This is a genomic window from Pseudarthrobacter sp. SSS035 (assembly GCF_023273875.1).
In the GTDB taxonomy this organism is placed as follows: Bacteria; Actinomycetota; Actinomycetes; order Actinomycetales; family Micrococcaceae; genus Arthrobacter.
This window is the reverse complement of record NZ_CP096882.1, coordinates 697879-720786: the sequence shown is the minus strand read 5'-3', so window position 1 is coordinate 720786 and position 22908 is coordinate 697879. Positions and strand designations below refer to the sequence as shown.

Genomic DNA, 22908 nt, shown 5'->3' with positions numbered 1-22908 from the left:
CAAGGATCTCTAATTCACGATCAGTCTGCTGGTGTGCCCGTCCAATGAACAGCATAATCCGGCCCTCTTGCGCCTCGCCCACTAGCTCGGCCTCAAATGTGGCATTTAGGATGGCGTAGATTTGGTCAGCTCTAGGAATCCCGTGTCTCTCACTTGAACCCACCCACTTCGGCGCCATTGGCTCATGCTAACATTTTGTAGCCGATAATTGTAGCCGGATTTATCCATGCTCACTTCATCGGTCAGAATCCGGTGTGGATTCTGACATTTCGATCGTGAAATGTTGGCAGACCGGGTACCGACGGGCTCAACTCCACGGTTTTCGTTAGGCTCAACCACCAAGTCGGCCCAGCGCCCAGTCCCAGCGGATCAGCTCCTGCTCCAGCCTGACAGCCGTCCCGAAGGCGTCATCGCGGAGGCCTTCGTACAGGGCGGACTCATCAGGTGTCAGCCTGCTAAGCGAAGCCTTCGACGGCGACGGCTCGGTAACCCATGCATCGCGGTGGGCCAGCAGCGTGGCCTCGTCCATCATCACGCTCATCACATGCGGGTGGACCGCACGCAGCTGGTCCAGGATCCGGAACCCGTGGGTGTCCAGATCGCCCCAGTACAGGACCTTGCGGTCGCGCAGCCACCCTGCATCCTGCAGCGACGAGAAACCATAACCGCCGCCATAAATAGCCAGCGTGTCCTGCCTGTCGGGGAGGGCCAGGAAGTTGACGAGGTTTTCCGTAATCAGCACTTTGGTGACCGGCAGGCTCAGCGTACTGAAGGCTTCAGCGGTCACGGTCAGATCGCGTGCCCGGCCCAGCAGTGGCACGGCAGGATCCAGCAGGCGGAACCTGACCAGCTCCGGCGGATGCAGGAAGCCGTGGCCCGCGGCAAAGCGCGCCGCCGGCGTCCGGGCCGGCGTTAGACCCAGCAGCGAACCGGGCTCAGCGGGAAAGTCCGGAAGCGAGTCCTCGTCCGGCTCAATCTCGGCGCGCACGGAATCAGCCCGCAGCACCATGGCCAGCCCGCTGATCACCGCCCTGTGGTTCTCGATGAACTTGGTGTGCACACCGGGAAGGCTCAGCTGCCTCACGTAGATGCCGGGCTCGGGATTGTCCTCCAGCCACAGGGCCACCCGGGCCGCTGTCAGCGCGTCAGCCCCGAGTTCCAGCAGCTTGAGCGGCCGCTTCAGCGCCCAACCGCGGAACAAGGAGTGCAGCGAGGCCAGACTCCCGGCAAGCTCCACGAACCGGGCTGCATCCCTCGCCTTACCCACAAAGCGGATCTCGGCCTCGGCGTGTGCAAAGACCGCCGCCGCCGGAAGCTGGTTGGCCCCCACCGTGGTGCGCCCCACCTCTGCGGTTTCCAGGCTGAACGGACCCACGGCGGCGAACAACTCAGCCGCCCACGCACTCGCCGCCGCGTAGTCAGTCCGGAGCGTCGCCGCCGTCGGACGTTTCAACGGACGACGGCGGGGGTGGAGTCCGCTGGGTTCCAGTACCTCGCGGAGCAACGCACCGCTGCCCCAGGCCTTAAGTGACTGCGCGCGCAGGTCCGCCAGTGTGGTCCAGCCCTGCGCCCGGCCAGGAGCGGAAGCCGAAAGCCGGTCACCCGGCACGCCGGGCCCGCTCGTCCCGGTACTCCTGGATGGTCATGTTCCGCAACTGCGAATCGTCGCCGTTGGTGTTGGCCACGAACCCCACATGGGAGACAAAGGGCTCGATCACATGGATCTTCTGCAGGGGAGTGACAATCAGCAGCTGCAGCTTCATCCGCTGGAACAGCTCCAGCCCGTACCGGGCCGACTCGTCGGAGCCGCGGCCGAACGCCTCATCAATGACCACGAACCGGAAACTGCGGCCACTGCCGGCGTTTTTACCGGCGCCCTTGCCGGACGCCAGCCCGAACTGGAACGCCAGGGCGGCGGCGAGAATCGTGTAGGCGAGCTTCTCCTTCTGCCCGCCGGACTTGCCGCCCGAATCCGTGAAGTGTTCAAATTCCTCGCCGGTTTCGGTCCATTTTTCCGAGGCGGAGAACGTAAACCAGTTCCGGACGTCCGTGACCTTGGCGGTCCAGCGCTCGTCGAGGGTGGTGTAGCCGTCCCGGCCCCGGAACCGCTCGATCAGGCGCGCCACCTGCAGGTACTTCTGCTCGGAGTACTGATCATCGTCGCCAATGGTCCCCTCCGAACAGGCCCGCAGGTCCAGGCCGAACTGCCGCACGTCGAGGTCGGTGCTGTTCTGGTGCTCCAGCTGGATGTGCCGGCCGGTGTTGTACTCAATCCCGGCCAGGGACAGGTTGATTTCGCCGATCCGGTTCACGATGTCCTGCCGGCGGCTGTCCAGGAACGCGTTGAACGCCACCACCTCGTGAATGGTGTTTTGGTTCAGGGACTCCTTGAAGTGGGCCTCAAAGCGCGGGAGATCGTTGCTGACCAGCTGCTCCAGCAGCTTGCCGAACTCGCCGGCGGACTCCAGGGCGGCGTCAATCTCCGTGGTCTCGTTCGGGTACTTGTTCCGGAACTCGGCCATGAGCCGGACGGTCTTCTCGGCGGCCCGGGCGATCTGTTTGGACAGTGCGTCGATGGTGTCTGTCAGCCCGGACCGGACGGAGCTTTCGACGGTGCCGGTGTTTTTGTAGGTGAGCGGTTTGCCGGCGAGTTCCGCCGCGGCGAGCCTTGCGACGGCGGCCAGCACGCCGCCGTCGTCCGTCAACGGGGTCTCCCGCAGGACGTCGCGGCAGTCCTCGATCGCCTCCACGATGTCCTTGGCGGCGCCCTCGTTGGAGCCGATCCGCCGCTGGACATCATCGGCCCGCACCTGCAGGCGATCCAGCTTTCCGGTGAGCTCGGCTTCCTTCGCCGTCAGCTGCCGCAGCACATCGCTGGTGGACTCCAGCTGGGCCTTCTCCGCCTTGAGCTCCTCGATGCGGCGTGCGGTGAGCTGCCAGCTGAGCTCGGCGAAGTCCGACACCGCCCCGATGATGCCCAGCTGCTGGTTCTGCCGGCCGATGGCGCCCAGGGAATCGTTGACCCTGGACAGCTGGCCGGCCACCACGCTGAGCTGGCCCTGGACCTCGTCCTGCTCGGTACGGAAACGGCTGATCTTGTCCAGGTTGTCCCAGCCCAGGACGTAGTTCCGGCGGTCCGAGAGCTCCTGCCGGTCATCCTTCTCGTGCCGGCCGCGGCCGCCCTTGAGCTGGCCGTTGGCGGTCAGCGCCTTGGAACGGCGGCGGAAGTCCTCCAGGGTGTCACAGCAGAAATAGTCGAAGCGGCTGCTGAGCTCATCGAGCAGGAAATTGCGGAACGGCGTCCCCTGCTTGATGGCGATCTTCGCCGCCAGTGTGCCCGCCTCGGCCGGCTTCGGCGTGTACGATTCGCCGATCTTGAGGTACACCAGCCGGCCGCGCAGGTTGTTGCCGTCCACCCAGCCGCTCACCGCAGCGTAGTGCTCCGACGGCACCAGCAGCGACAGTGCAAAGCCGCGAAGGGTGCGTTCTGCGGCGCCTTCCCAGGCCGCTTCGCCGTCGCGGACGCGCAGCAGCTCACCGGCGTACGGCAGCTCTGATTCCTGGATGCCGGTACCGTCGCACAGCCGACGGCGGAGCTCCACCTGGGGGCGCGGCAACAGGTTGGGACGCGCCTGCAGGCTGGTCAGCTCCGCGGCGATGTCGCTGGCGCGGCCGGTGAGTACCGTGCGTGTCATGGTCAGTTCGGTGCGGGTGTCCTGCACTTCGTTGGCTGTGGCGGCGAGGTCCTTTTCGACGTCGGCGAGCCGGGCCCGGTTGGCGTCGAACTGGACGCGGTCCGCCGGGGCCTGAAGACCAAGCTCTGCCGCGGCTTCGGCGTACTTTTCGAAGCGAACCCGCTGCGACCGGGACTCCTCGCCCAGCCGTGCGGCCTCCGCTTCGATGGCGGCCAGCCGGCCGCCGCCGTTGCTGCGGATATCTTCCTTCACGGCGGCCAGGTCCAGGCGGAGCTGGGTGATTTCGGTGGCCAGTTTGCCGCTGTCCTCCTGCAGCCGGAGGCCGGTGTTCTGCAGTTCCGTCTGGTGTTCGATGCTCAGCTGCAGTTTCCGGTCCGTGAACCAGGGATGCAGCTGGTCCCGCTGTTGGCGGGCGAATTCGTCGTCCCGGCTCAGGGCGGTGTGCTGGGCGGCGCCCTCGGTGATGGGGGTGAGCAGGGCGATCTGGTCCTTGGCCCGGAGGACGGCGTCGTGGGCCTTCTTCAGGTCGTCGAAGTGGTGGATGAGGTTGCCGATCCGGGCCTCGACGTCGTCTTCCTCAAGCATGTTGGTGCGCACGAAGTTGGTGATGTTCTCCACCTGCTTCATGGACACCGTGCGATGGAACAGCTCCATGGCCTGGTTTCCGCTGATGCCGAACTGCCGCTTGAACGCCGCCGCATAGGGCTCGAACGTTTCATGGAGGGACGCACCCGCGGCCCGGAGCTGCTTCTTCAGCTTCGCGGGGTCCTGGCCGAAGTTGGCGAAGTCCCCGGCGATGGACTGCTCGCCCTCCGCCAGCGAGTAGAAGCGGTTGGGCTGGCCAGCCTCCTGGGTGGCCCAGAGGGTGATGGCCAGGGTGATGGATTTGCCCAGGACGGCGTTGTGGAACACGCCCAGGACCACGGTGAGCTTGCCGGTGCCACGCAGCGCCACGGGCTTGGAGTATTCGCCGCCGGCGCTCCGGGTGCTCTTGTGGAAACCCCGCACGTACGACATCAGGGTGCGTTCCTTCTTCTGCGCGCCCGCCGCCTTGTTGTACTCGATCCTGTTGGCCGGCAGCAGCAAGGTGGTGATCGCATCCACTACTGTCGACTTCCCGGAGCCGATGTCACCGGTCAGCAGGCTGTTGGAGCCGTCCAGCCGGAACGCCCGCACCTCCTGGTGGAACGTGCCCCAATTGAGCAGCTCCAGACGGTGCAGCCGGAAGCCCGGGGGAGTACCGGCGTCGTCCGCTTTTTCATCCAGGCTGAACAGCATCTCCTGCTCGTCTGTCCCGCCTTTAACTGCGGTGGCCGTCTCGGTGGTCATGTGCGGTCCTCTTCCTTGCTGCCGGTGACGGCTCCGGTGAGCGAGGCGCGGTAGTCGGCCAGCCGCGCGTCGAATTCCTCCAGCCACTGGGCATCCACGTAGGCCTTCAGGATCCGGGCGACCTCGTACGTGCCCGCCTGGCCGCGCAGTTTCCGCAGGAAGCCCAGCTCCACCACCTTCTTGATGTTGGTGCCGAGCTGGTCCAGAATCCGCGCCTCGTTGCTGGATTCGGGCAGGAAAACGGCCACCATGTCCGCGATGTCCTGCTCGGTCATGATGAGGCGCAGTTCGCTGCTGTTGGTATCGAATTCGAGCATCCGGCCGCGGAGCAGCGCCAGGAGGAGGCTGACGTTGAAGGTGAGCGGGCGGCGGGGGATCAGCCGCGGCAGCGTGCCGTCCGGATCCTCGCGGGATTTCAGGAACGCGTAGCCCTCGGACTCGTCCAGGATCAGGTCAAGGCCCAGGACGGCCACGTAGTCGCGGACGTGGGAGGACAGGCCCAGCAGCGACTGCCAGATCTTCTCGTCCGTCTCGGCGTAGACCACGCCCTTGAAGAGCTTGGTGACGACGCCGGGAAGTTCCTCCGGCGTGTGTGTTTCAGGTGCGTCTGTGGTGGTCATGCCGGCCTCACGAAGATGATCTGTTCGACAGTGGCTTCCCGGATGCTGCCGTCCGGGAGCTGCCAGGACAACTGCTGTGATTCGTCCGGGTTGATGGACGCCCAGTCCGATTCGGTGGCGAGCTGGTAGTAGGCCACGAGCTCCGCCAGTCCCTGCGACAGAGGGTGAGCGGCCGCTACTTCGCCGAGGGTGGCCTGCTCGGCGCCGGCCAGGACGTCGTCGATATTGGACTTCAGCCGCTCCGTGTCCACATGGAACTGGCTGAAGAGGGCGCCGGCATCCACTTCTGCATCGTTTGCCGCCACCACGACGTCGTCCACCATGATCCGCCGGCTCGGCTCATACAGCGGCCGTTCGAACGGAAGCGCGACCTCGACGGACTGAGCCGCGATCTCCATAAAGACGCCCGACGGCGGCACCTCCCGGGTGCCCAGCGCACCGGATTCGATGCTCCGGACGAGCTGCATGATGCGCTTGTTTTCCAGGAACACCTTGTCGTCCAGGAGCCGGCGCATCTGCTGCGAGAGCTGCCGGACTGTGGCCTGGGTCTGCTCGACGGCGGGCAGCCAGTCCTGGTGCAGGTTGGTCACGGCGTGCAGGTTGTCGAGTTTGGCGAGGGCGTCGATCTGGGTGGCCCGCTGCAGCAGGTCCCGCAGTTCGGTGCGCAGCTGCGGGGACATCAGGTAGTCCCAGAAGCCCTGGAACGTTCGGCCCTGGAGGGAGCCGCTGATGTCCTGCTGGTTCGCGAAGATGGAGGCCAGCAGCTCGCCCTGGGTGCCGTCCCAGGTGGCGATCTGTTCACGGACCTGCCGGTCCAGCTTCCGGAAGTTCTGCTCCACCTCACGGAAATCGGAGAGCAGGTCCTTGGCCAGGGTGGTCAGCTGCTGGAAGTGGTCCAGGGCTTCCGGTGCGGTCATCACGCGGATGTTGCCGGCCTTGATCCGCTGCATCTCGGCGTCGATCCCGTCCCGCTGGCGCTGGAGCTCGGCGAGCCTTACCTCCGGGTCGGTCTCGGACTGCTGGACCAGGGCCTTCAGGACGGCGAAGATGCTGGTCAGCCTGGACTGCGTGGCCACGAAGTCCCGCCCGCTCAGGCTCTCCACCCAGCGGACCACGTCCTCGGCGGCGGCCGTGAGATCGTAGCGCGGCTCGTCCTGGCCGGGCACGTAGTATTTCCGCAGCCACGCCCGTTCCGGGGCCGCCCACTCATCCAGGTACTCACCGGCCGGCCTAGGGTACTTGTCCTCGCCGAAGACTTCACGGAGGCCGAACAGGACATCATCGAGGTGGTCAATGAGCTCCTGCCGGCCGATGTCCCGTTGGTTGGGTCCGGTGAAGGCCTTGATGAAGAAGCTGACGGCCAGCGGGGCGTTCTGTGCGCGGAGCAGGGACCAGCCGGCGTGGTTCTCACGCAGTGCGTTGATGGCGTAGAAATCCATGGCGTCCTCATGCAGGGTGCTGTTATTCCTAAGCTACACGGGGACGGTGACAGTGATCGAACTTGTCGTCCCCGGCGATCGAGCCTGTCGAGATCCAGGGTTTCGACGGGCTCAACCACCGGGCGCACTCAACCGCCGGGGCATAGGACGTTCAGGCCTGCCTCGACGGCGGCAGCCAGGAGCTCGGCGTCATACGCCACCATTACATCGGACTGCAGCCGGATGGCTGCGGCCAGATGCATGGCGTCGGCGCTTCGGAGCTTGCCGGGCAGGGCCGCCGCGTACATAAGGTCCGAACGGGCAAGGTCGACCAGGTTAATGGCTCCCAGGACCGTATTGACGGGCTCGCCGGGAAATCCGCGGCGATGGGCCGCGCAATGAAGTTCCGTATAGAGGAGCATCGAAGCCACCAGCTGGTGGCCCTGGGCTGCCGCGGTTGAGACGTAGTGGGCGGCCGCGGATGATTCTGCCTCTTCGACCACCAGCTTGAGGACAGCCGACGTGTCCAGGTAGATGATCACCGGTCCCCGCGGAGGTCAGCCAGGATCTCAGCAGTGCCGGCTTCTGACGGGACGCGCGGCAGCGTCTGGAAATCGACCGGCCCCTTGGCGGCTGGGCGGACCTGGCCCGCCAGCAGCAGCCGCTCAAAGGGTGACGCCGACGGCGGGATCAAGGTAGCGGCTATTTCGCCGTTGTTCGTGACGTCGATGGTTTCGCCGTTCTTGACGCGCTCCAGGATTTTGCTGCTCTGGTTGCGCAGTTCCCGGTGTGGGATTGTCGCCATGGTTACCTCCGTAGCAAGCGTAGCAACGGCTGCGTCTGAGGGTAAGGCTCAACCACCGCGGGTTTCGACAGGCTCAACCACCGCGGGTTTCGACAGGCTCAACCACCGCGGGTTTCGACAGGCTCAACCACCGCCCGCTCCCAGTGCCGCCGGAGCAATTCAGCCAGTCGCTCGGGCTCGATCCGGTGTGGCGGATCGAAATGGTGGCGCTTGGGGAACACTTCCAGGTGGAAGTCCGGGAAGAAGACCCTGGACAGCCGGCTGGCGATATCGCCGTAGTCATGGGGATTGCTCAGGCCGCCCAAGGCGAAGTAGACGGGCTGGCGAAAGGCAGCCAAGCGCGCCCTCTCCAGGTCATAGTTTTTGAAGGTCCGCAGGAACGCCCTGATACCCGCCGGCCGGTTGGCCATCCACGGCGGCGGGGGATCCGGCGGCGGCGGAAGGACGACGTCGGGCTTAACTCCCAGCCTCATGAAGGCGGACATGAACTGTTCCGGCGGGAGTGTTTCCAGCTGCTCGTACTTCTTCCGGAGCTCCGTGTACGCAGGGCTCCAGTCCCAGTTCCCGGCCCAGGCAGGTTCCAGCAGCGCCAGGCTCAGCAGCCTGCCCGGGTGCTTGGCAGCGAACACCAGCGCCGCCGCGCCGCCACCTGAATAGCCCGTTAAGTGGAACGTCTCCCATCCCCGGGTATCGGCTTCGCGCAACACGCCGTCGATCTCTGTGTCCAGGCTCCAATCCGCCGGCGGCCCATCTTCCGCGTAGAGCTCGAGATCCTTGGCGAATGCCTGGACGTCCGGCCCGAGGGCTGCGATGAGTCCGCCGAAGGCGGCCTGGGCGGGGAGTACAGCGCCCGGTAGAAGAATGGCCCGAATTGGTCCCATGGGAAGAACGGTACGCCTGGGTTTCGCTCCCCACCAGCTCCCGCGTTGACTCATCAAAGATGCCCGCGTAGCTGCTATCGAAGAATCATTTGGTAATGCCCGCGTAGCGGCGCGTCTGCTGGGGTGGTATCCGCTGGCCCGGCACTGTGAGCCATGGAGCTTTCGATGAGCGAACGCAAGGCCGTCACGAAGACCACTGCCCTCCGATATGCCCGGTCGGACCGTGCGGCCAAGAAGACCATCCTGGACGAGCTGTGCGCCCTGACGCTTTGGCACCGGGACCATGCGCGGAAGGCCCTGCGGCAGGCCTTGGTGCTCAGACAGGTCAAGGCCCGGCCGCTCAGGGCCCCGGTCTACGGCGAAGACGTGATCGAGGCGTTGCGGTTCTGCTGGGCCGTCCAGGGCACCCCGTGCGGGCGTCTGCTGGCAGCAGCGCTGCCGGATTTGGTTCCGCGGCTGCGCCGGTTCAAGGAGCTGAGTATCGAGGACGGGACGGCGGCGTTGTTGCTGAAGATCGCCCCGGCCACCATCGACCGCCGGCTCAAGGCAGACCGGGGGAAACTCGACCCAAGGGGCCGTTCCCACACCAAGCCCGGAACACTGCTCAAGGACTCCATCCCGATGCGGACCTGGGCTGAGTGGGACGATGCGGTGCCCGGTTTTGTGGAGATTGATCTGGTCGGCCACGAGGGCGGCAATTCCTTGGGTGAGTTCTGCTTCACCCTGACAATCACTGACATTTGCACCGGGGTGGACCGAGACCCGGTCGGTGAGGAACAAGGCCCAGAAATGGGTGTTCGCCGCGATCAAGGAAGCCACCGCGGCGTTCCCGTTCCCGATCGTCGGGATCGATTCGGACAACGGGAGCGAGTTCATCAATTGGGAGCTGCTGCGGTGGTGTGAGCAGGAGCAACTGACCTTCACCCGGTCCAGGCCCGGGAACAAAAATGACGGCGCCCATGTGGAACAGAAGAACTGGCATGTTGTCCGGCAAACCGTCGGATATCACCGCTACGACACGGCGGCGGAGCTGGAGCTGCTGAGCCGGATCTGGGCGTTGCAAGGGCAGCTGACCAACCACTTTGGACCCCAGCAGAAACTCGTCCAGAAGATCCGAACCGGCCCAAAGATCACCAAGAAGTATGACCTGCCGGCGACCCCATACGAACGGGTCCTGGCCGACGAGGGCACCGTCCGGCAAGTCGTGAAGGCCAAGCTGAAGAGGGAGAACAAGCCCTTGAATCCAGCCGCAATCCAACGTCAAGTTCAAGCCCTCTGCTCCGAGCTGCTCACCTTGACCACGGCAAAGCAAGGCCCTAAAAGCCAACCGACCATCCGGGCACAATCAAATGATTCTTCGATAAGGGCTACGCGGGCATCTTGACATGATTCCCCGGGGCTCCCTAACCTCGCAAGCTCGGCCAGGGAACCCTGCGGTCGTGGGCCCAGGCTCAACCACCGGTTCGTGGAGGCTCAACCACCCGTCTCGTTGGCCGGTGGTAAATGGTTCGGAAAATCTCCTGTAGTGTTGATCCTGTTGTTGTGTTTATGCAGTTGGTAGTTCAGGCAGTACGCGCGGTCGAAAGTCCGCGTCTTTCTGAAGTAGCGGTTTTGAACACCCCACACCGGAGGACCCGAAAGTCGGGACTTTTCCTCCACCTTCACGAAGGACAAAAATAATGGCTACTGGTACCGTCAAATGGTTTAACGCTGAAAAGGGCTTCGGCTTCATTTCCCCCGATGACTCCTCACAGGACGTTTTCGCTCACTACTCCGCGATCGCCTCTTCCGGCTTCCGCTCACTCGAAGAGAACCAGAAGGTTTCCTTCGAAACCGAGCAGGGCCCCAAGGGTCCCCAGGCCGTCAACATCCAGGCACTCTAATTCTTTAGAGATTCTGGGGCCTTAGGGTTTCATTTTCAAAGCAGGGCCGGTCATTAGACCGGCCCTGCTTTTTGTTAACCCGGATGTGCTTCAAAGCGCCCGACTGGCAACTTGCGAGAAACCCCTTCAAGATAGTCAGTGGGCAAGCAGGGGGGATCGAGTCCATCCCGCCGCACAGAGAGGCCCGCACTTCGTGCCAATACCAAAACGTCAACTCAGTCCGCTCATCCGCAAGTACGTCAACGGCAGCCGCCCCGCCCAGGTAGAGACCAGAGGCCTCGGCGAGCTCAAGCCGGTGGAGCCCGCCGCCCGCCGGGAGGGGGTGCCCGTACTGGGCGATGACCAGGTCTATGTGATGAAATACGGGACGGTCTATCACCCGGCGTGGTGTCCGGTGGTGGCCGACAGCTGGGACCACGCCCCCAGAAGACTGCTAGTGACCCTATTGGCCGCTGTGGGGGAGCGAACCCGGTGCGCGGAATGCAACCGGCACGCCAAGGCAGCCAGGGCGTCAGCTGCGCAGGAATACCACCAGCAAGCCCGGCCCACCCCCGAACCCCCACCGCCTGACGCCGTGGTCCCGCTGAAAGTCATTGGGCTGGCCCATGGGATACTCTTCCTGGCCGCAGGGCAGGAGTATCGGGAACGTTTTAAGGAAACCGCCGTGGAACCGGCTACCCCGCTGTTGGTGGACGGGCGGCGCGACGGCATGGTGGTGCGACTGGACTCCGCCAGTGACGAACCACTCGTGCTTGTCCAGTTGGACCCCCGCGCCACGTTCCGGAACGGTCCGTACCAGGTGCGCCTGCGTCATCCGCTGCGGCGGTCGGCCACCAAACCCTATGCAGTTGAGTCCGTTGAGCCTGCACCATAACCGATCCCCGGCCGCACTCTGGAAGGATTGCCTCCATGCAACTTTCCGTTCCCGCCTTCGACCTCCGGATCAGCATCACGGACACCGAACCGTTGATCTGGCGAAGGCTGCAGGTCCCCGTGACGCTGACGGTTCCCGAGTTCCACCTCGCTGTCCAGGCCGCCTTCGGCTGGGAAAACAGCCACCTCTACGCCGTCCGCTGCGTGGACCGCGCCGGAAAGCCGCGGGAGATTGTGGGTCCCCAGGACCTCACGGAAGATCTGGACGCAGAGCCGGCCTCCGGCGTCGTCCTTTCCGAACTGCTGGATGCCCAAAAGCCGGGAAGCGCGCTGGAGTACGAATACGACTTTGGCGACAGCTGGACGCATCACGTGGAGGTGTTTGGTTCGGCGGACCTGCCGGCCGGGGAACTGCTGTGCGTCGATGGCGCCACCCGCGGACCCGTGGAGGACTCCGGCGGGCCCCACGGTTACCAGCGACTGCTGCAAATCGTCGCGGACCCGGAGCATCCGGAACACGCGGATGCGACGTCCTGGATCTTCGGCGCCACGGGCGAGTACGGCAGCCACTTCGCCCCCGCAACGTTCGACCCTCAGGCCGCCAACCGCAAACTCCGGCTGCTCAGCCTCCAATGGTGGCCGCAGCCACTCGCCGACGAGGAGCGTGACGCCGTGCTGCTGCCGGTCCGCTGGCTGTTGGAAAACGCCGCTCCGGACGGCCTGGAACTCACGAAGGACGGCTACCTGAAGCCCGCCATGGTCAAGCGCGCCATGGACGAGCTCGGCTGGAGCGATCCCATCATGGGCAAGGGAAACCGCGAGACGCACGCACGGCCGGTTCTCGAGCTCCGGCTGCACCTCATCGACTGGAAGCTCCTTCGGAAGTTCAAGGGCAGGCTGGTGCTCACGCCGCGCGGCAAACGCTGCCTGGAACGGCCCGCGGAGCTCTGGGACTACCTCGTGGATGCCGTCGGCCGTCAGGAACACGACGCTGTCCGGCTGGTCACCCGCGTCCACACGGACTGGCACCTCAGTGGCATCGCGCCCACCTGGAACCGTGAGAGGGAGGCGATCCGCGGCGCCATGCTGGCCGCCGGGTTTGTCACCCGCTCCGGCCATCCCATCCCGGACGAGTGGGTTAGCGACATCAACCGTGTGGTGCGTTGGAACTTCGAGTGCCTGCACCTGACGGCGCCCAAAGTGGCGCCTCTTGACAGGGCACTGCTAACCGACGGCGGCGTGAAGTTCCTGCTGGCGGCCCAGGCTGTGGGCCGCTCGGTTTAGTCCCCACCCGCCCCCTAACCTCGCAAGCTCGGCCAGGGAACCAGGCGGGCGTGGGCCCAGACCCCCGCGCGGTCACTCGTCCGGGTTCGGATTGCGTACATCCTTTTCGCCGATATCCGCAGCACCCAGAGCGGCCGCGGCAGGGCTGTGGGAGGTGTCATGTAAATGCTGTGCGAGTTCCGGATGGTGAAGGTCCAGGGCGGGACGCTCCGAACGGATGCGGGGCAACGAGGTGAAGTTGTGGCGCGGCGGCGGGCAGGAGGTGGCCCATTCGAGCGAGGCGCCAAAGCCCCACGGGTCATCCACCTCAACGCGCTCCCTGCTGCGCCACGTGATGTAGACGTTCCAGAAGAAGGGAATGGTCGAGGCGCCCAGAAGGTATGACGAGATGGTGGAGAACTGGTTCATCCACGTGAAGTTGTCCTCCACCAGGTAGTCGGCGTAGCGGCGGGGCATGCCCTTGACCCCCAGCCAGTGCTGGATCAGGAACGTGCCGTGGAAGCCCAGGAACAGCATCCAGAAGTGGATCTTTCCGAGGCGCTCGTTGAGCATCCTGCCGGTGAATTTTGGCCACCAGAAGTAGAAGCCTGCGAACATTGCGAACACCACGGTGCCGAACACCACGTAGTGGAAGTGCGCCACCACGAAGTAGGAATCAGATACGTGGAAGTCCAGCGGCGGCGAAGCCAGGATGATCCCGGTCAGACCGCCGAAAAGGAACGTGATGAGGAAGCCGAGGCTCCACAGCATGGGAGCCTCGAACGTCAGGGATCCCCGCCACATGGTGCCGATCCAGTTGAAGAACTTCACGCCGGTAGGTACTGCGATGAGCATGGTCATGAAGGCGAAGAACGGCAGCAGCACCGAACCGGTCACGTACATGTGGTGCGCCCACACGGTCATGGACAGCGCGGCGATGGCGATGGTGGCGTAGACCAGGCCCTTGTAGCCGAAGATCGGTTTGCGGCTGAAGACCGGGAAGATCTCGGACACAATGCCGAAGAACGGCAGCGCAATGATGTACACCTCGGGGTGGCCGAAGAACCAGAACAAGTGCTGCCACAGGACCGCGCCGCCGTTCTCCGGATCATAGATGTGGGCGCCGAACTTGCGGTCGGCCCCTAGGGCAAACAGTGCCGCGGCGAGCGGCGGGAATGCCATGATCACCAGGATGGACGTCACCAGGGCGTTCCAGGTGAAGATGGGCATCCGCCACATGGTCAGGCCCGGGGCGCGCATGCAGATGATGGTGGTGATGAAGTTGACCGCACCCAGGATGGTGCCGAAGCCGGACAGCGCCAGGCCGAAGACCCACAGGTCACCGCCCACGCCGGGGGTGAAGGTGGTGTTGTTCAGTGGCGCGTAGGCGAACCAGCCGAACGATGCCGCGCCCTGCGGGGTGATGAAGCCCGCGACGGCGATGGTGGATCCGAAGAGGAAGAACCAGAAGGCCAGGGCGTTCAGCCGCGGGAACGCGACGTCGGGGGCACCGATCTGCAGCGGCATGATGAAGTTGGTGAAGCCGGCGAACAGCGGTGTGGCGAACATCAGCAGCATCATGGTGCCGTGCATCGTGAAGAGCTGGTTGTACTGCTCCTTGGTCTGCAGGACCTGCATGCCCGGTTCGAACAGTTCAGCCCGGATCAGCAGGGCCATAACTCCGGCCATCAGGAAGAACACAAACGAGGCGATCAGGTACATATACCCGATGACTTTGTGGTCGGTGGAGGTGAGCCAGCCGACCACCATGGAGCCTTTACGCAGGGGTACCACCGGGGGAGCAGCGGTTGAGGCAGTCCCTATTCGTGAATGTCCGGTGATGGCCATTTTTCACCTCACAGATACTTCTGCATGACAGCTATGGGCCCTTTGCATGAGCCCCTAATTGCAGGCTACTCACTAACGCGGCATCCCGAAAGAGTCAGTGCAGGCCCATCGCGTTCCGGACCTCGTCCAGGATGTGGTGGACGGCGGTCTCCGCCCCCACCGCGTCTCCACGGGCCACCGCCGCCGCAGCATCCTCGTGGGCCTGTAAGGCTTCGTTCCGCGGTTTGAAGGGCATCAGGCCCTGCTGGGTCCGGCTGGTGAGCACCTCGGCCACCATGCCTTCCAAAGCTGTGAACATCTCATTGCCGCAGCTTTGGAGCAACAGGCAGTGGAACTCGATGTCCACCGCCAGGAACGCCTCAAGTTCTCCGGCTTCGCCCAGCCGCCGCAGCTCCGCAGCCAGGGCAACCAGCCTGGCCCGTTCCGCGGCGCTCGCCCGGCGGGCAGCACCTGCGGCCGCAATAGGCTCGACGGCGATGCGCAGCTCCGTGAGGCTGCTGTACTGGATATCGCGCCGGACTGAGCCCAGGCGCCAGCGCACCAGCTTGGGATCGAAGACGTTCCACAGCCTGCGCTCCTGGACCACGATGCCCACCCGCCGGCGCGAATACACCAGGTTCATGGACTCCAGGACCTTCATGCTGTCCCGCGCAACGGTGCGGGAGATGCCGTACTCCTGCTGGAGGCCCTCAAGGGTCAGCCGGCTGCCCGGAGGAAGGCTCCCTGCCGCGATGGCAGAGCCAACCGCCTCGAGGACGCGTTCATGCATGGCGGGGGAGGCCCCGCCGTCGTGCGCGTCATCCGCGTCTGGTGGTGTCGCCGTCGACATCTTTCCCGCTTTCCTCTGCGCCTGTGCGCCCTCCAATGGTACCGACAAAGTCCCAAAGGTATGACTTGTGACACCAAAAGATAGTATCAATGGCCATAAATGGTGATACCTTATCTCCCGGCGCAGTTCCCTGTGAGATGCGCAATGAGCTTTCTTCATTTAGCCAACGGCGTCTTCTTCGGAGGTAAAACATGCAGTATCCAGCCACGCACCTGGTGGTGATGGGCGTTGCCGGTTCCGGCAAGTCCACCATTGCGGCAGCGCTTTCCCAGCAGCTTGGCTGGGCCTGCGCCGAAGCGGACGAGTTCCACCCCCAGTCCAACATCGACAAGATGACCCAGGGCATTCCCCTGCAGGACGGGGACCGCTGGCCCTGGCTGCGGGAAATCCAGGACTGGATGACCGCAAATGCCGCTGCCGGGAAGAGCACAGTGCTCACCTGCTCCGCACTTAAGCAGAGCTACCGGCAGCTGCTCGCCGACGCGCAGGGCCGGGTCCTGTTCATCCACCTCGACGGGGGCGCCGACCTGATCGGCCAGCGCATGCAGGGCCGCGAAGGCCACTTCATGCCGTCCACGCTCCTGCCCAGCCAGCTGGCCACCCTGGAACCGCTGACCGGCAACGAACTCGCCGCCGGCAGCCGCCGCCTGGACATCTCCAACTCCCCGGAGGAGATCGTCGCCGCCGTGCTGGCTGGCCTCGCGCTTCCCGCGGGTTCGGCACCGATCGCCCGCCTGGAGCCCAGCGCCAGCTGAGCTCAGCGCCTGCTGGGCCGGGCGCCTGGGCCGGGCCGCTGAGCCCGTCAAATTTTCCCCAATATTTCATTAGTTTCTGTTTCAAAGGAGAACCATGGTCATCGAAGGATGGACCCAGACGCTGGGCGCAGGCCCCCTGCTGCTCATCGCCGCGGCAGCGATCGTCGCGTTGCTGTTCCTGATCATCAAGCTGCGGATGCACGCCCTCGTGGCACTGATCGTGATCAGCCTCGCGACCGCATTCGCCACCGGAATCCCCGCCAACAAGGTGGTGCCGGTGCTGATCGACGGCTTCGGGACCACCCTGGGCACCGTGGCGCTCCTCGTGGGCCTGGGCGCCATGCTCGGCCGCATCGTGGAGACCAGCGGCGGCGCCAAGGTGCTGGCCGACTACCTGATCGGCGTGTTCGGCGAAAAGCGTGCCCCCTTCGCCCTGGGCCTCGCCTCCCTGATCTTCGGCTTCCCCATCTTCTTCGACGCCGGCCTGGTGGTTATGCTGCCCGTCGTCTTCGCCGTGGCCCACCGCCTGGGCGGGGGAGTGCTGCGCTACGGCCTCCCCGCCGCCGGTGCGTTCTCCGTGATGCACATCTTCCTGCCGCCGCACCCGGGCCCGGTCTCCGCTGCCGCCTTCTTTGACGCCAATATTGGCCTGGTCCTCATCGCCGGCCTCATCACCGCCATCCCCACCTGGTACGTCACCGCCTACCTGTTCGGGCTGTGGACCGGCAAGAAGCTGGTCCTGCCGGTGCCGGAAATCCTGGGCCACGCCAGCGCCGAGGCCGAGTCCCACCCGCCGCGCTTCCGCACCATCATCGGCCTGCTGCTCCTGCCGCTCGTCCTGATCTTCATCAACACCGGCCTGAACACCCTCGCCTCGTCCGGAGCACTCTCTGAAGAAGTCAAGGGCGAGCAGTGGTTCCAGGTCCTGCGCACCATCGGCGAAACCCCGGTGGCCCTGCTGATCGCAGTCCTGGTGGCCGTGTTTGTCCTGGGCGCCCGCCGCGGCAAGGACGCCGGCGCTATCGAGAAGCTGCTCGAATCCTCGCTGGGCCCGGTCTGTTCGGTCATCCTGATCACCGGCGCCGGCGGCATGTTCGGCGGCGTGCTCCGCGCCTCCGGCATCGGCGCGGCACTTGCCGACGTCCTGGGCAACCTGGGCATCCCGCTGATCCTGGCAGGCTTCCTGATCTCCGCCATCCTGCGTATCGCCCAGGGTTCTGCCACCGTGGCACTGACCACCACCGCTGGCCTCATCGCCCCGGCCGTGGCCACCGCCGGCCTGACCGGCATGCAGGTCGCCGCCCTGGTTATCGCCGTGGCTGCCGGCTCCGTGGTGGTCTCCCACGTCAACGACTCCGGCTTCTGGCTGGTGGGCCGCTTCTTCGGCATGGACGTCAAGACCACCCTGCGGACCTGGACCGTCATGGAAACCCTCATCGGTGTCATGGGCTTCGCCATCGCGGCGGTCCTCTTCCTGCTCGCCGGCGTGGCGGGTTAGCGATCTGACTCCAGCCACGGCTGACTGAAGTACGACGGCGGGGTGTCCAGGGAAATTCTGGCCGCCCCGCCGTCGTCGTACTCCTGGTGCGCCGCTACTTGCGGGGTTTGGCTGCCTTGGGCGCTTTCGGCGGGAGCCCCGCGACGTACTCGAAGGCCTTCTCCACCCAGGCGCTGGCCCGCGCGTCGTCACCGTCGCCTTCGGCGTTCCACACCTCCGGCAGCCCGGTGTATCCGCCCATGGGCCGCTCCGCCGGGCCGAACGGGACGGTCCGCTCGGTGCTTTCGAGCACCTGCCGGTCTGCGTCGGAGAGCTTCACGCCGATCGTGGAACCGAACAGTCCGGCGAACATGTTGCCGTTGACGAAGGCGCCCAGGTTGCCGAACATCGGCTTGACCACCACCTCGGGGCTGTCCGGCACTACTGAGCGGAAGCCCTCCTTGGCTTCGTCGGACGCTTTGGCCATCTCCATGTCGCTCTCTCCCAGGGTTGCGGTGTGATTCCTTCTGCAGCTTATGCCCGCCGGTGCGCCGGGGACAGAATTGCCGTACCGATAGGCTGGCAGGAGTCCGCACTCTCCACCCAGGTTCCACCCAACCGAAGGACACCCCTTGACCCAACGCACCATTGTGATCACCGGCGCCAGCGACGGCATTGGCGCGGCAGCCGCGCGGACGCTGACGCAGGCAGGCGACCGGGTGGTCGTCGTCGGCCGTTCCGAGGAGAAGACGCAGGCCATCGCCAAGGAACTCAACGCCGACTACTTCGTCAGCGACTTCGCCGAGCTGGACCAGGTCCGCACGCTCGCCGCGCAGCTGAGGGACGACTACGACCGGATCGATGTCCTGGCCAACAACGCCGGCGGCATCATGGGCAAACACCAGCTCACCGTGGACGGCAACGAGTCCACCTTCCAGATCAACCACCTGGCGCCGTTCCTGCTCACCACCGAGCTGATGGACGTGCTCACCGCCAGCAACGCCAAGGTCATCAACACCGCCAGCGCGGCCAACGGCTTCGGCAAAATGGACCTCTTCGACCTCAAATCGGAGCACACCTACTCCACCAACCGCGCCTACGGCACCGCCAAACTCGCCAACATCCTCTTCACGTCCGAGCTGCACCGCCGCTTCGGCGACCAGGGAATCACGACGGCGGCGTTCCACCCGGGCGTGGTCCGCACCAACTTCGCGGCAGAGTCCACCAGCCCCATGCGGCACGCCTACAAGACGTTGCTCAACCGCTTTATGCTCACCCCGGACCAGGGCGCCGACACCCTCCTCTGGCTCAGCAACGGCACCGCCGGCACCGACTGGATCTCCGGCGCCTACTACGCCAAGCGCGCCCTGGCCAAGGCCAACGCCCAGGCCTACGACGCCGAGCTGGCGCAGGGTTTGTGGGCGGCCAGCGAGGCGCTCGTCGCGCGCTGAGCCGTTTTCGGGGGTCCGGTCCAGCATCCCAACTAGGTGATGCGGGGTCGGGCTTGCTCGACGTCGGCGGCGCTTTCCGTCGCGCCGCGGGCGCTGAGCCCGGCCACGACGCCGTCGACGTCCGCCGCGGACCGGTTCTGGCTCAGCTTGGTCTTCGCCTCGATCCTGGTGATGACCAGTTCGATGCCCACAATGGCGCGCAGCTGACCCGAAATGTAGCGTTCCGGCGCGTCAACGACGCTCCACGGGTGCTCGAAGTCCGCTTCGTTGACGTCGGTCAGCCGCCTGACCTGGCCGGCGAGCCAGGCCGGGTCGTCATGGATCACGAGTTGGCCGTACACGTGCGCCGTGGAGTAGTTCCACGTGGGCACAACGCGGCCGTGCTCGGCCTTGGACGCATACCAGGACGGCGAAATGTAGGCGTCCGCGCCCTGGACGATCATGAGTGATTCCCCGATGGCCGGTTCGGACCACTGGGGGTTGTTCCTGGCGACGTGCGTGTGCAGGGCTCCGTGTTCGCCCACCGAGGGGTCGTAGACGAACGGCAGCAGCGAGGCGAGCAGGCCTCCTGACGTCGTAGTGACCAGGTTCGCTGCGCCCGGCCGGGTCAGCAGTTCCCGGATGGCGTCGGGGCCGGCTTCAAAATGGGCTGGCGTGTACATGGGACTAATCCTTTACGGTCTCGAGGTGCTTTGTCGCGAGAGGTTCGGCAGGCTGGCGGACGGCGGGCTGAGGGGGCGCCGGCTTCAGCCGGACCCGGACCGCGGCGCCCGCGCAGAGGATGACGGCCAGGCCGCCCACAATGGTGCTCCACGTCAGCGACTCACCGAGCAGGAGGCCCGCCCAGCAGATGCTCAGCACGGGCTGGACAAGCTGGATCTGGCTGACCTGCGCCATGGGGCCGATGGCAAGGCCGCGGTACCAGGCGAAGAAGCCCAGGAACATGCTGACCACGCCGAGGTACGCAAAGGCCATCCACTGGACCGGTGTACCCGACGGCGGCTGCTGCGCCACGGACACGGCCACCAGGAACACCATCAGCGGCGACGCCAGCACGAGCGCCCACGACACGGTCTGCCAGGAGCCCAGCTCGCGGGCCAGCAGGCCGCCTTCCGCATAGCCGATGGCCGCGGCCACCACCGCGCCCAGGAGCAGCAGGTCCGCCGACTGCAGCTGCCCGAATCCGCCGGACTGCATGGAGGCGAAGGCGATGGCCGCCAACGCCCCTACGCCGGTGATGAGCCAGAATGCCAGGCGTGGACGCTCGCGCCCCCGAAGAACTGCAGCCACTGCCGTCGCGGCGGGCAACAGGGCGATCACTACGGCGCCGTGACTGGCCGGTGTGGTGGTGAGTGCGAAGGAGGTAAGCAGGGGAAACCCGACGACGATGCCGCCGGCCACCACCGCGAGGCGGACCCACTGCGTGCCGCGGGGGAGCCGCTGCCGGGTGAGGGCGAGCGCGAAGGCGGCGAGGATGGCGGCTACCACCGCACGGCCTGAGCCGATAAACAGCGGGGACAGGGACTCGACGGCCACCTTCGTGAAAGGAACCGTGAAGGAGAAGGCCGCTACTCCCGCGAGACCCCACCAGAGTCCGATGGGCTGGCGGGACGGTATCACTGGCGGTAAAAGCGTAGTAGCGCTACTATTGACTCTCATGAACAACGATAGCAGTTCCAGGATTGTGGCGCACCTGAAGAAATGGATTTCTTCGGCCGCGCCCGGTGCCAAGCTGCCGTCCACGCGGTCGCTGGTGGCCGAGTACCAGGCCAGTCCCGTCACGGTGCAGAAGGCGCTGCAGACGCTCACGGCACAGGGACTGATCGAGAGCCGGCCCGGCGTCGGGACCTTCGTGCGCGCCGTCCGGAGCGCCCGTCCCTCCGACTACGGCTGGCAGACGGCGGCCCTCCGTTCCCCGCTGGCGCCCCCGCCCCCGGCCTCCAGCACCATGCGCAACGTGGCCAACGATGCCATCTCCTTCCATTCCGGCTACCCGGACCGCGAACTCCTGCCCGAGCGGCTGGTGCGGGCCGCTATTGCCCGGGCAGCCCGCGGTGACGCTGCCTTGTTCCGTCCGCCCGCGGCCGGAATGCCCGAACTTCAGTCGTGGTTCGCGCACGAACTCGGTGCCTCCACGCCGGCCGGGACCACTCCGCCGAACCCGAGTGACGTCGTCGTACTCCCCGGAAGCCAAAGCGGGCTGAGCTCCATCTTCAGCGCGCTCGCCGGCCGCGGACAGCCGCTGCTGATGGAATCGCCGTCCTACTGGGGCGCCATCCTGGCCGCAGCGCAGGCCGGCGTGCGCGTTGTCCCGGTGCCCAGCGGACCGGACGGACCGGACCCGGCGGAGCTGGCCCGCGCCTTTGAGGAGTCCGGCGCGCGGCTGTTCTATGCGCAGCCCAACTACGCCAACCCCACGGGCGCGCAGTGGTCTGCCGAACGGCGTGAACAGGTCCTGGACGTGGTCCGCGCGAAGGGGGCGTTCCTTGTGGAGGACGACTGGGCGCACGATTTCGGCATCACCTCCAACCCCGTGCCCGTCGCCTCCCGCGACGACTCCGGCCATGTGGTCTACCTGCGCTCGCTGACCAAGAGCGTGTCACCGTCCATCCGCGTCGCCGCGGTCATCGCGCGCGGCCCGGCGCGGGAGCGCATCCTGGCGGACCGGGCAGCCGAATCGATGTACGTCAGCGGGCTGCTCCAGGCGGCAGCGCTCGACGTCGTCACGCAGCCCGGGTGGCAGACGCACCTTCGCAGCCTCCGCCACCAGCTCGAGTCCCGCCGGGACCTGCTGGTCACCAGCCTGCGCCAGCACGCCCCGCAGGCTCATATCGAGCAGGTGCCCAAGGGCGGCCTGAACCTGTGGGCGCGGCTGCCCGACGGGACGGACCTGGAGCGGCTGACCCGCGACTGTGAAGCCGCCGGGGTGATCATCGCCGGCGGCAACGAATGGTTCCCGGCCGAGCCGGCGGGGCCGTTCATCCGGCTCAACTACTCGGGGGCGAATCCGGGCGCCTTTCCGGAGGGCGCCCGGATTATCGGCCAGGCGATAGAGCGGAACGGGGCGTAGGCCTCAGTTGGCCAGTTTGGCGCAGACGTCAACCGCCGATCCCCTGGTGCTAACCAGCGTGAATACGCCGGTAGCCAGATCGACGTCGAAGACGATCCTTCCGATGTACTGAGTGGTAGACGGGCCCGCGGGCACATCGCTGGGATACATGATCAGCCCGAAATGCCCCGTAGTTGTGTAGGTCAGGGTATCGTCCGGGTTGACCTTGATTGACGTCACGGATCCGTCCGTGCGGATGGAAACAGACTTGCCTGCGACCCGATTCAAAGGGTCCGGTCCATAATTTGTGTACGTGTTGAGGGTGCCCTTGCCGGCAGTGAGTATCCGAACGACGTTTCCGTTCCTGTCCTTGAATTCCTTGGTGTGAAGGATTCCCCCCGTTGGCAGAAATCCGAGGACAAAATCTGGACACGCCACATCCGGGTCAAAGAATTGCTCCTCGGCGGCTAGAGCCGGCTGAGCCGGAGCCAAGGCGGCTGCGGCGAGAGCCGAGACTGCCAGGACGCGAGTAATGCTGCTGGTTTTCATGGGATTTCCTTTCGGACGTACATGGATGGGTGACTCAACCGTGGCGCGAAGGCCTTAACCGGTCCTTAATCGCTTCGGCAGCAGTCCACGCGAAAGACTGGCCCTCTGCCTGCCGCGGGAGCATGATGGGGGTTGATGTGTCCCGAATTCCAGGTCGCATCGCGTGTCAGGGCGGGCGCAATG

The 22908-nt window shown here is 65.5% G+C and carries 22 protein-coding genes; 9 read left to right on the top strand and 13 right to left on the bottom strand.

Annotation, left to right across the window (positions count from 1 at the left end; all coding sequences use genetic code 11):
* Positions 1–331: 331 nt before the first annotated feature.
* The 7 genes from MUN23_RS03245 to MUN23_RS03215 all read right to left on the bottom strand — a co-directional run bounded on the left by MUN23_RS03245 (position 332) and on the right by MUN23_RS03215 (position 8748).
* A complete protein-coding gene (locus tag MUN23_RS03245) occupies positions 332–1609 on the bottom strand; it encodes a Wadjet anti-phage system protein JetD domain-containing protein (RefSeq protein ID WP_248762080.1) in 1278 nt (425 codons plus the stop codon).
* The gene (locus MUN23_RS03240; RefSeq protein WP_248762079.1) at positions 1599–5024 is read right to left on the bottom strand and encodes an ATP-binding protein; all 3426 of its coding nucleotides are present in this window, start codon (positions 5022–5024) and stop codon (positions 1599–1601) included. The genes MUN23_RS03245 and MUN23_RS03240 overlap by 11 nt, the downstream gene beginning before the upstream one ends.
* Complete coding sequence (locus tag MUN23_RS03235) at positions 5021–5644, bottom strand: DUF4194 domain-containing protein (RefSeq protein ID WP_248762078.1); 624 nt, start codon at positions 5642–5644, stop codon at positions 5021–5023. Before MUN23_RS03235 ends, MUN23_RS03240 begins: the two co-directional genes overlap by 4 nt.
* On the bottom strand, positions 5641–7083 hold the full coding sequence (locus tag MUN23_RS03230; protein ID WP_248762077.1) for a DUF3375 domain-containing protein: 1443 nt from the start codon (positions 7081–7083) through the stop codon (positions 5641–5643). The genes MUN23_RS03235 and MUN23_RS03230 overlap by 4 nt, the downstream gene beginning before the upstream one ends.
* Positions 7084–7211: 128 nt before the next feature.
* Complete coding sequence (locus MUN23_RS03225; RefSeq protein ID WP_248762076.1) at positions 7212–7604, bottom strand: type II toxin-antitoxin system VapC family toxin; 393 nt, start codon at positions 7602–7604, stop codon at positions 7212–7214.
* Positions 7601–7867, bottom strand: a complete 267-nt coding sequence (locus MUN23_RS03220) for a type II toxin-antitoxin system Phd/YefM family antitoxin (protein WP_141139769.1) — start codon at positions 7865–7867, stop codon at positions 7601–7603. The genes MUN23_RS03225 and MUN23_RS03220 overlap by 4 nt, the downstream gene beginning before the upstream one ends.
* 98 nt (positions 7868–7965) lie before the next feature.
* Positions 7966–8748, bottom strand: coding sequence for an alpha/beta fold hydrolase (locus MUN23_RS03215; RefSeq protein ID WP_248762075.1), 783 nt, complete (start codon positions 8746–8748; stop codon positions 7966–7968).
* 165 nt (positions 8749–8913) lie between these two features.
* Between MUN23_RS03215 and MUN23_RS03210 the strand changes: the two genes are divergently transcribed.
* From MUN23_RS03210 to MUN23_RS03190, 5 genes are all read left to right on the top strand, one after another.
* Positions 8914–9651 (top strand): hypothetical protein, encoded by a 738-nt coding sequence (locus tag MUN23_RS03210; RefSeq protein ID WP_248762074.1) that lies wholly within the window; start codon positions 8914–8916, stop codon positions 9649–9651.
* Complete coding sequence (locus MUN23_RS03205) at positions 9542–10132, top strand: hypothetical protein (protein ID WP_248762073.1); 591 nt, start codon at positions 9542–9544, stop codon at positions 10130–10132. Before MUN23_RS03210 ends, MUN23_RS03205 begins: the two co-directional genes overlap by 110 nt.
* A gap of 295 nt (positions 10133–10427) precedes the next feature.
* Positions 10428–10631: a cold-shock protein gene (locus tag MUN23_RS03200; RefSeq protein ID WP_024365339.1), complete on the top strand. Its 204-nt coding sequence runs from the start codon at positions 10428–10430 to the stop codon at positions 10629–10631.
* 193 nt (positions 10632–10824) lie between these two features.
* A complete protein-coding gene (locus tag MUN23_RS03195; protein WP_248762072.1) occupies positions 10825–11505 on the top strand; it encodes a hypothetical protein in 681 nt (226 codons plus the stop codon).
* Between the two features lie 35 nt (positions 11506–11540).
* A complete protein-coding gene (locus tag MUN23_RS03190; protein WP_248762071.1) occupies positions 11541–12788 on the top strand; it encodes a plasmid pRiA4b ORF-3 family protein in 1248 nt (415 codons plus the stop codon).
* 72 nt (positions 12789–12860) lie between these two features.
* Here the strand turns inward: MUN23_RS03190 and ctaD are convergent, their stop codons facing one another.
* Together ctaD and MUN23_RS03180 are read right to left on the bottom strand one after the other, a co-directional pair.
* Entirely contained in the window at positions 12861–14615 is a 1755-nt protein-coding gene (gene ctaD, locus MUN23_RS03185) for a cytochrome c oxidase subunit I (protein WP_248762070.1), read from the bottom strand.
* Between the two features lie 94 nt (positions 14616–14709).
* Entirely contained in the window at positions 14710–15444 is a 735-nt protein-coding gene (locus MUN23_RS03180) for a FadR/GntR family transcriptional regulator (RefSeq protein ID WP_248762069.1), read from the bottom strand.
* A gap of 191 nt (positions 15445–15635) precedes the next feature.
* On the opposite strand from MUN23_RS03180, the gene MUN23_RS03175 reads away from it, so the two are divergent.
* A complete protein-coding gene (locus MUN23_RS03175; protein ID WP_248762068.1) occupies positions 15636–16199 on the top strand; it encodes a gluconokinase in 564 nt (187 codons plus the stop codon).
* Positions 16200–16293: 94 nt separating this feature from the next.
* The gene (locus MUN23_RS03170; protein WP_248762067.1) at positions 16294–17697 is read left to right on the top strand and encodes a GntP family permease; all 1404 of its coding nucleotides are present in this window, start codon (positions 16294–16296) and stop codon (positions 17695–17697) included.
* A 94-nt stretch (positions 17698–17791) separates the two neighbouring features.
* Here the strand turns inward: MUN23_RS03170 and MUN23_RS03165 are convergent, their stop codons facing one another.
* Positions 17792–18169: a TfoX/Sxy family protein gene (locus MUN23_RS03165; RefSeq protein WP_248762066.1), complete on the bottom strand. Its 378-nt coding sequence runs from the start codon at positions 18167–18169 to the stop codon at positions 17792–17794.
* Positions 18170–18308: 139 nt separating this feature from the next.
* On the opposite strand from MUN23_RS03165, the gene MUN23_RS03160 reads away from it, so the two are divergent.
* Positions 18309–19127 (top strand): SDR family NAD(P)-dependent oxidoreductase, encoded by an 819-nt coding sequence (locus MUN23_RS03160; RefSeq protein ID WP_248762064.1) that lies wholly within the window; start codon positions 18309–18311, stop codon positions 19125–19127.
* A gap of 32 nt (positions 19128–19159) precedes the next feature.
* Here MUN23_RS03160 and MUN23_RS03155 read toward each other — a convergent pair whose 3' ends face one another.
* Together MUN23_RS03155 and MUN23_RS03150 are read right to left on the bottom strand one after the other, a co-directional pair.
* A complete protein-coding gene (locus tag MUN23_RS03155) occupies positions 19160–19789 on the bottom strand; it encodes an FMN-binding negative transcriptional regulator (RefSeq protein ID WP_248762062.1) in 630 nt (209 codons plus the stop codon).
* 4 nt (positions 19790–19793) lie between these two features.
* Complete coding sequence (locus MUN23_RS03150; RefSeq protein ID WP_248762061.1) at positions 19794–20786, bottom strand: DMT family transporter; 993 nt, start codon at positions 20784–20786, stop codon at positions 19794–19796.
* On the opposite strand from MUN23_RS03150, the gene MUN23_RS03145 reads away from it, so the two are divergent.
* The gene (locus tag MUN23_RS03145) at positions 20785–22197 is read left to right on the top strand and encodes a PLP-dependent aminotransferase family protein (RefSeq protein ID WP_248762060.1); all 1413 of its coding nucleotides are present in this window, start codon (positions 20785–20787) and stop codon (positions 22195–22197) included. The two genes, MUN23_RS03150 and MUN23_RS03145, sit on opposite strands and share 2 nt — an antisense overlap.
* A 3-nt stretch (positions 22198–22200) precedes the next feature.
* Here MUN23_RS03145 and MUN23_RS03140 read toward each other — a convergent pair whose 3' ends face one another.
* Entirely contained in the window at positions 22201–22725 is a 525-nt protein-coding gene (locus MUN23_RS03140; RefSeq protein WP_248762059.1) for a hypothetical protein, read from the bottom strand.
* Between the last annotated feature and the right edge of the window lie 183 nt (positions 22726–22908).

What these genes read in the sequence shown, in the direction of transcription:
- MUN23_RS03190 (WP_248762071.1), top strand. Translation starts at nt 11,541, where the DNA reads ATGCAACTTTCCGTTCCCGCCTTCGACCTCCGGATCAGCATCACGGAC.
- MUN23_RS03180 (WP_248762069.1), bottom strand. Translation starts at nt 15,444, where the DNA reads ATGTCGACGGCGACACCACCAGACGCGGATGACGCGCACGACGGCGGG.
- MUN23_RS03165 (WP_248762066.1), bottom strand. Translation starts at nt 18,169, where the DNA reads ATGGAGATGGCCAAAGCGTCCGACGAAGCCAAGGAGGGCTTCCGCTCA.
- MUN23_RS03230 (WP_248762077.1), bottom strand. Translation starts at nt 7,083, where the DNA reads ATGGATTTCTACGCCATCAACGCACTGCGTGAGAACCACGCCGGCTGG.
- MUN23_RS03170 (WP_248762067.1), top strand. Translation starts at nt 16,294, where the DNA reads ATGGTCATCGAAGGATGGACCCAGACGCTGGGCGCAGGCCCCCTGCTG.
- MUN23_RS03240 (WP_248762079.1), bottom strand. Translation starts at nt 5,024, where the DNA reads ATGACCACCGAGACGGCCACCGCAGTTAAAGGCGGGACAGACGAGCAG.
- MUN23_RS03215 (WP_248762075.1), bottom strand. Translation starts at nt 8,748, where the DNA reads ATGGGACCAATTCGGGCCATTCTTCTACCGGGCGCTGTACTCCCCGCC.
- MUN23_RS03175 (WP_248762068.1), top strand. Translation starts at nt 15,636, where the DNA reads ATGCAGTATCCAGCCACGCACCTGGTGGTGATGGGCGTTGCCGGTTCC.
- MUN23_RS03220 (WP_141139769.1), bottom strand. Translation starts at nt 7,867, where the DNA reads ATGGCGACAATCCCACACCGGGAACTGCGCAACCAGAGCAGCAAAATC.
- MUN23_RS03150 (WP_248762061.1), bottom strand. Translation starts at nt 20,786, where the DNA reads ATGAGAGTCAATAGTAGCGCTACTACGCTTTTACCGCCAGTGATACCG.
- MUN23_RS03140 (WP_248762059.1), bottom strand. Translation starts at nt 22,725, where the DNA reads ATGAAAACCAGCAGCATTACTCGCGTCCTGGCAGTCTCGGCTCTCGCC.
- MUN23_RS03235 (WP_248762078.1), bottom strand. Translation starts at nt 5,644, where the DNA reads ATGACCACCACAGACGCACCTGAAACACACACGCCGGAGGAACTTCCC.
- MUN23_RS03200 (WP_024365339.1), top strand. Translation starts at nt 10,428, where the DNA reads ATGGCTACTGGTACCGTCAAATGGTTTAACGCTGAAAAGGGCTTCGGC.
- MUN23_RS03155 (WP_248762062.1), bottom strand. Translation starts at nt 19,789, where the DNA reads ATGTACACGCCAGCCCATTTTGAAGCCGGCCCCGACGCCATCCGGGAA.
- ctaD (WP_248762070.1), bottom strand. Translation starts at nt 14,615, where the DNA reads ATGGCCATCACCGGACATTCACGAATAGGGACTGCCTCAACCGCTGCT.
- MUN23_RS03210 (WP_248762074.1), top strand. Translation starts at nt 8,914, where the DNA reads ATGAGCGAACGCAAGGCCGTCACGAAGACCACTGCCCTCCGATATGCC.
- MUN23_RS03145 (WP_248762060.1), top strand. Translation starts at nt 20,785, where the DNA reads ATGAACAACGATAGCAGTTCCAGGATTGTGGCGCACCTGAAGAAATGG.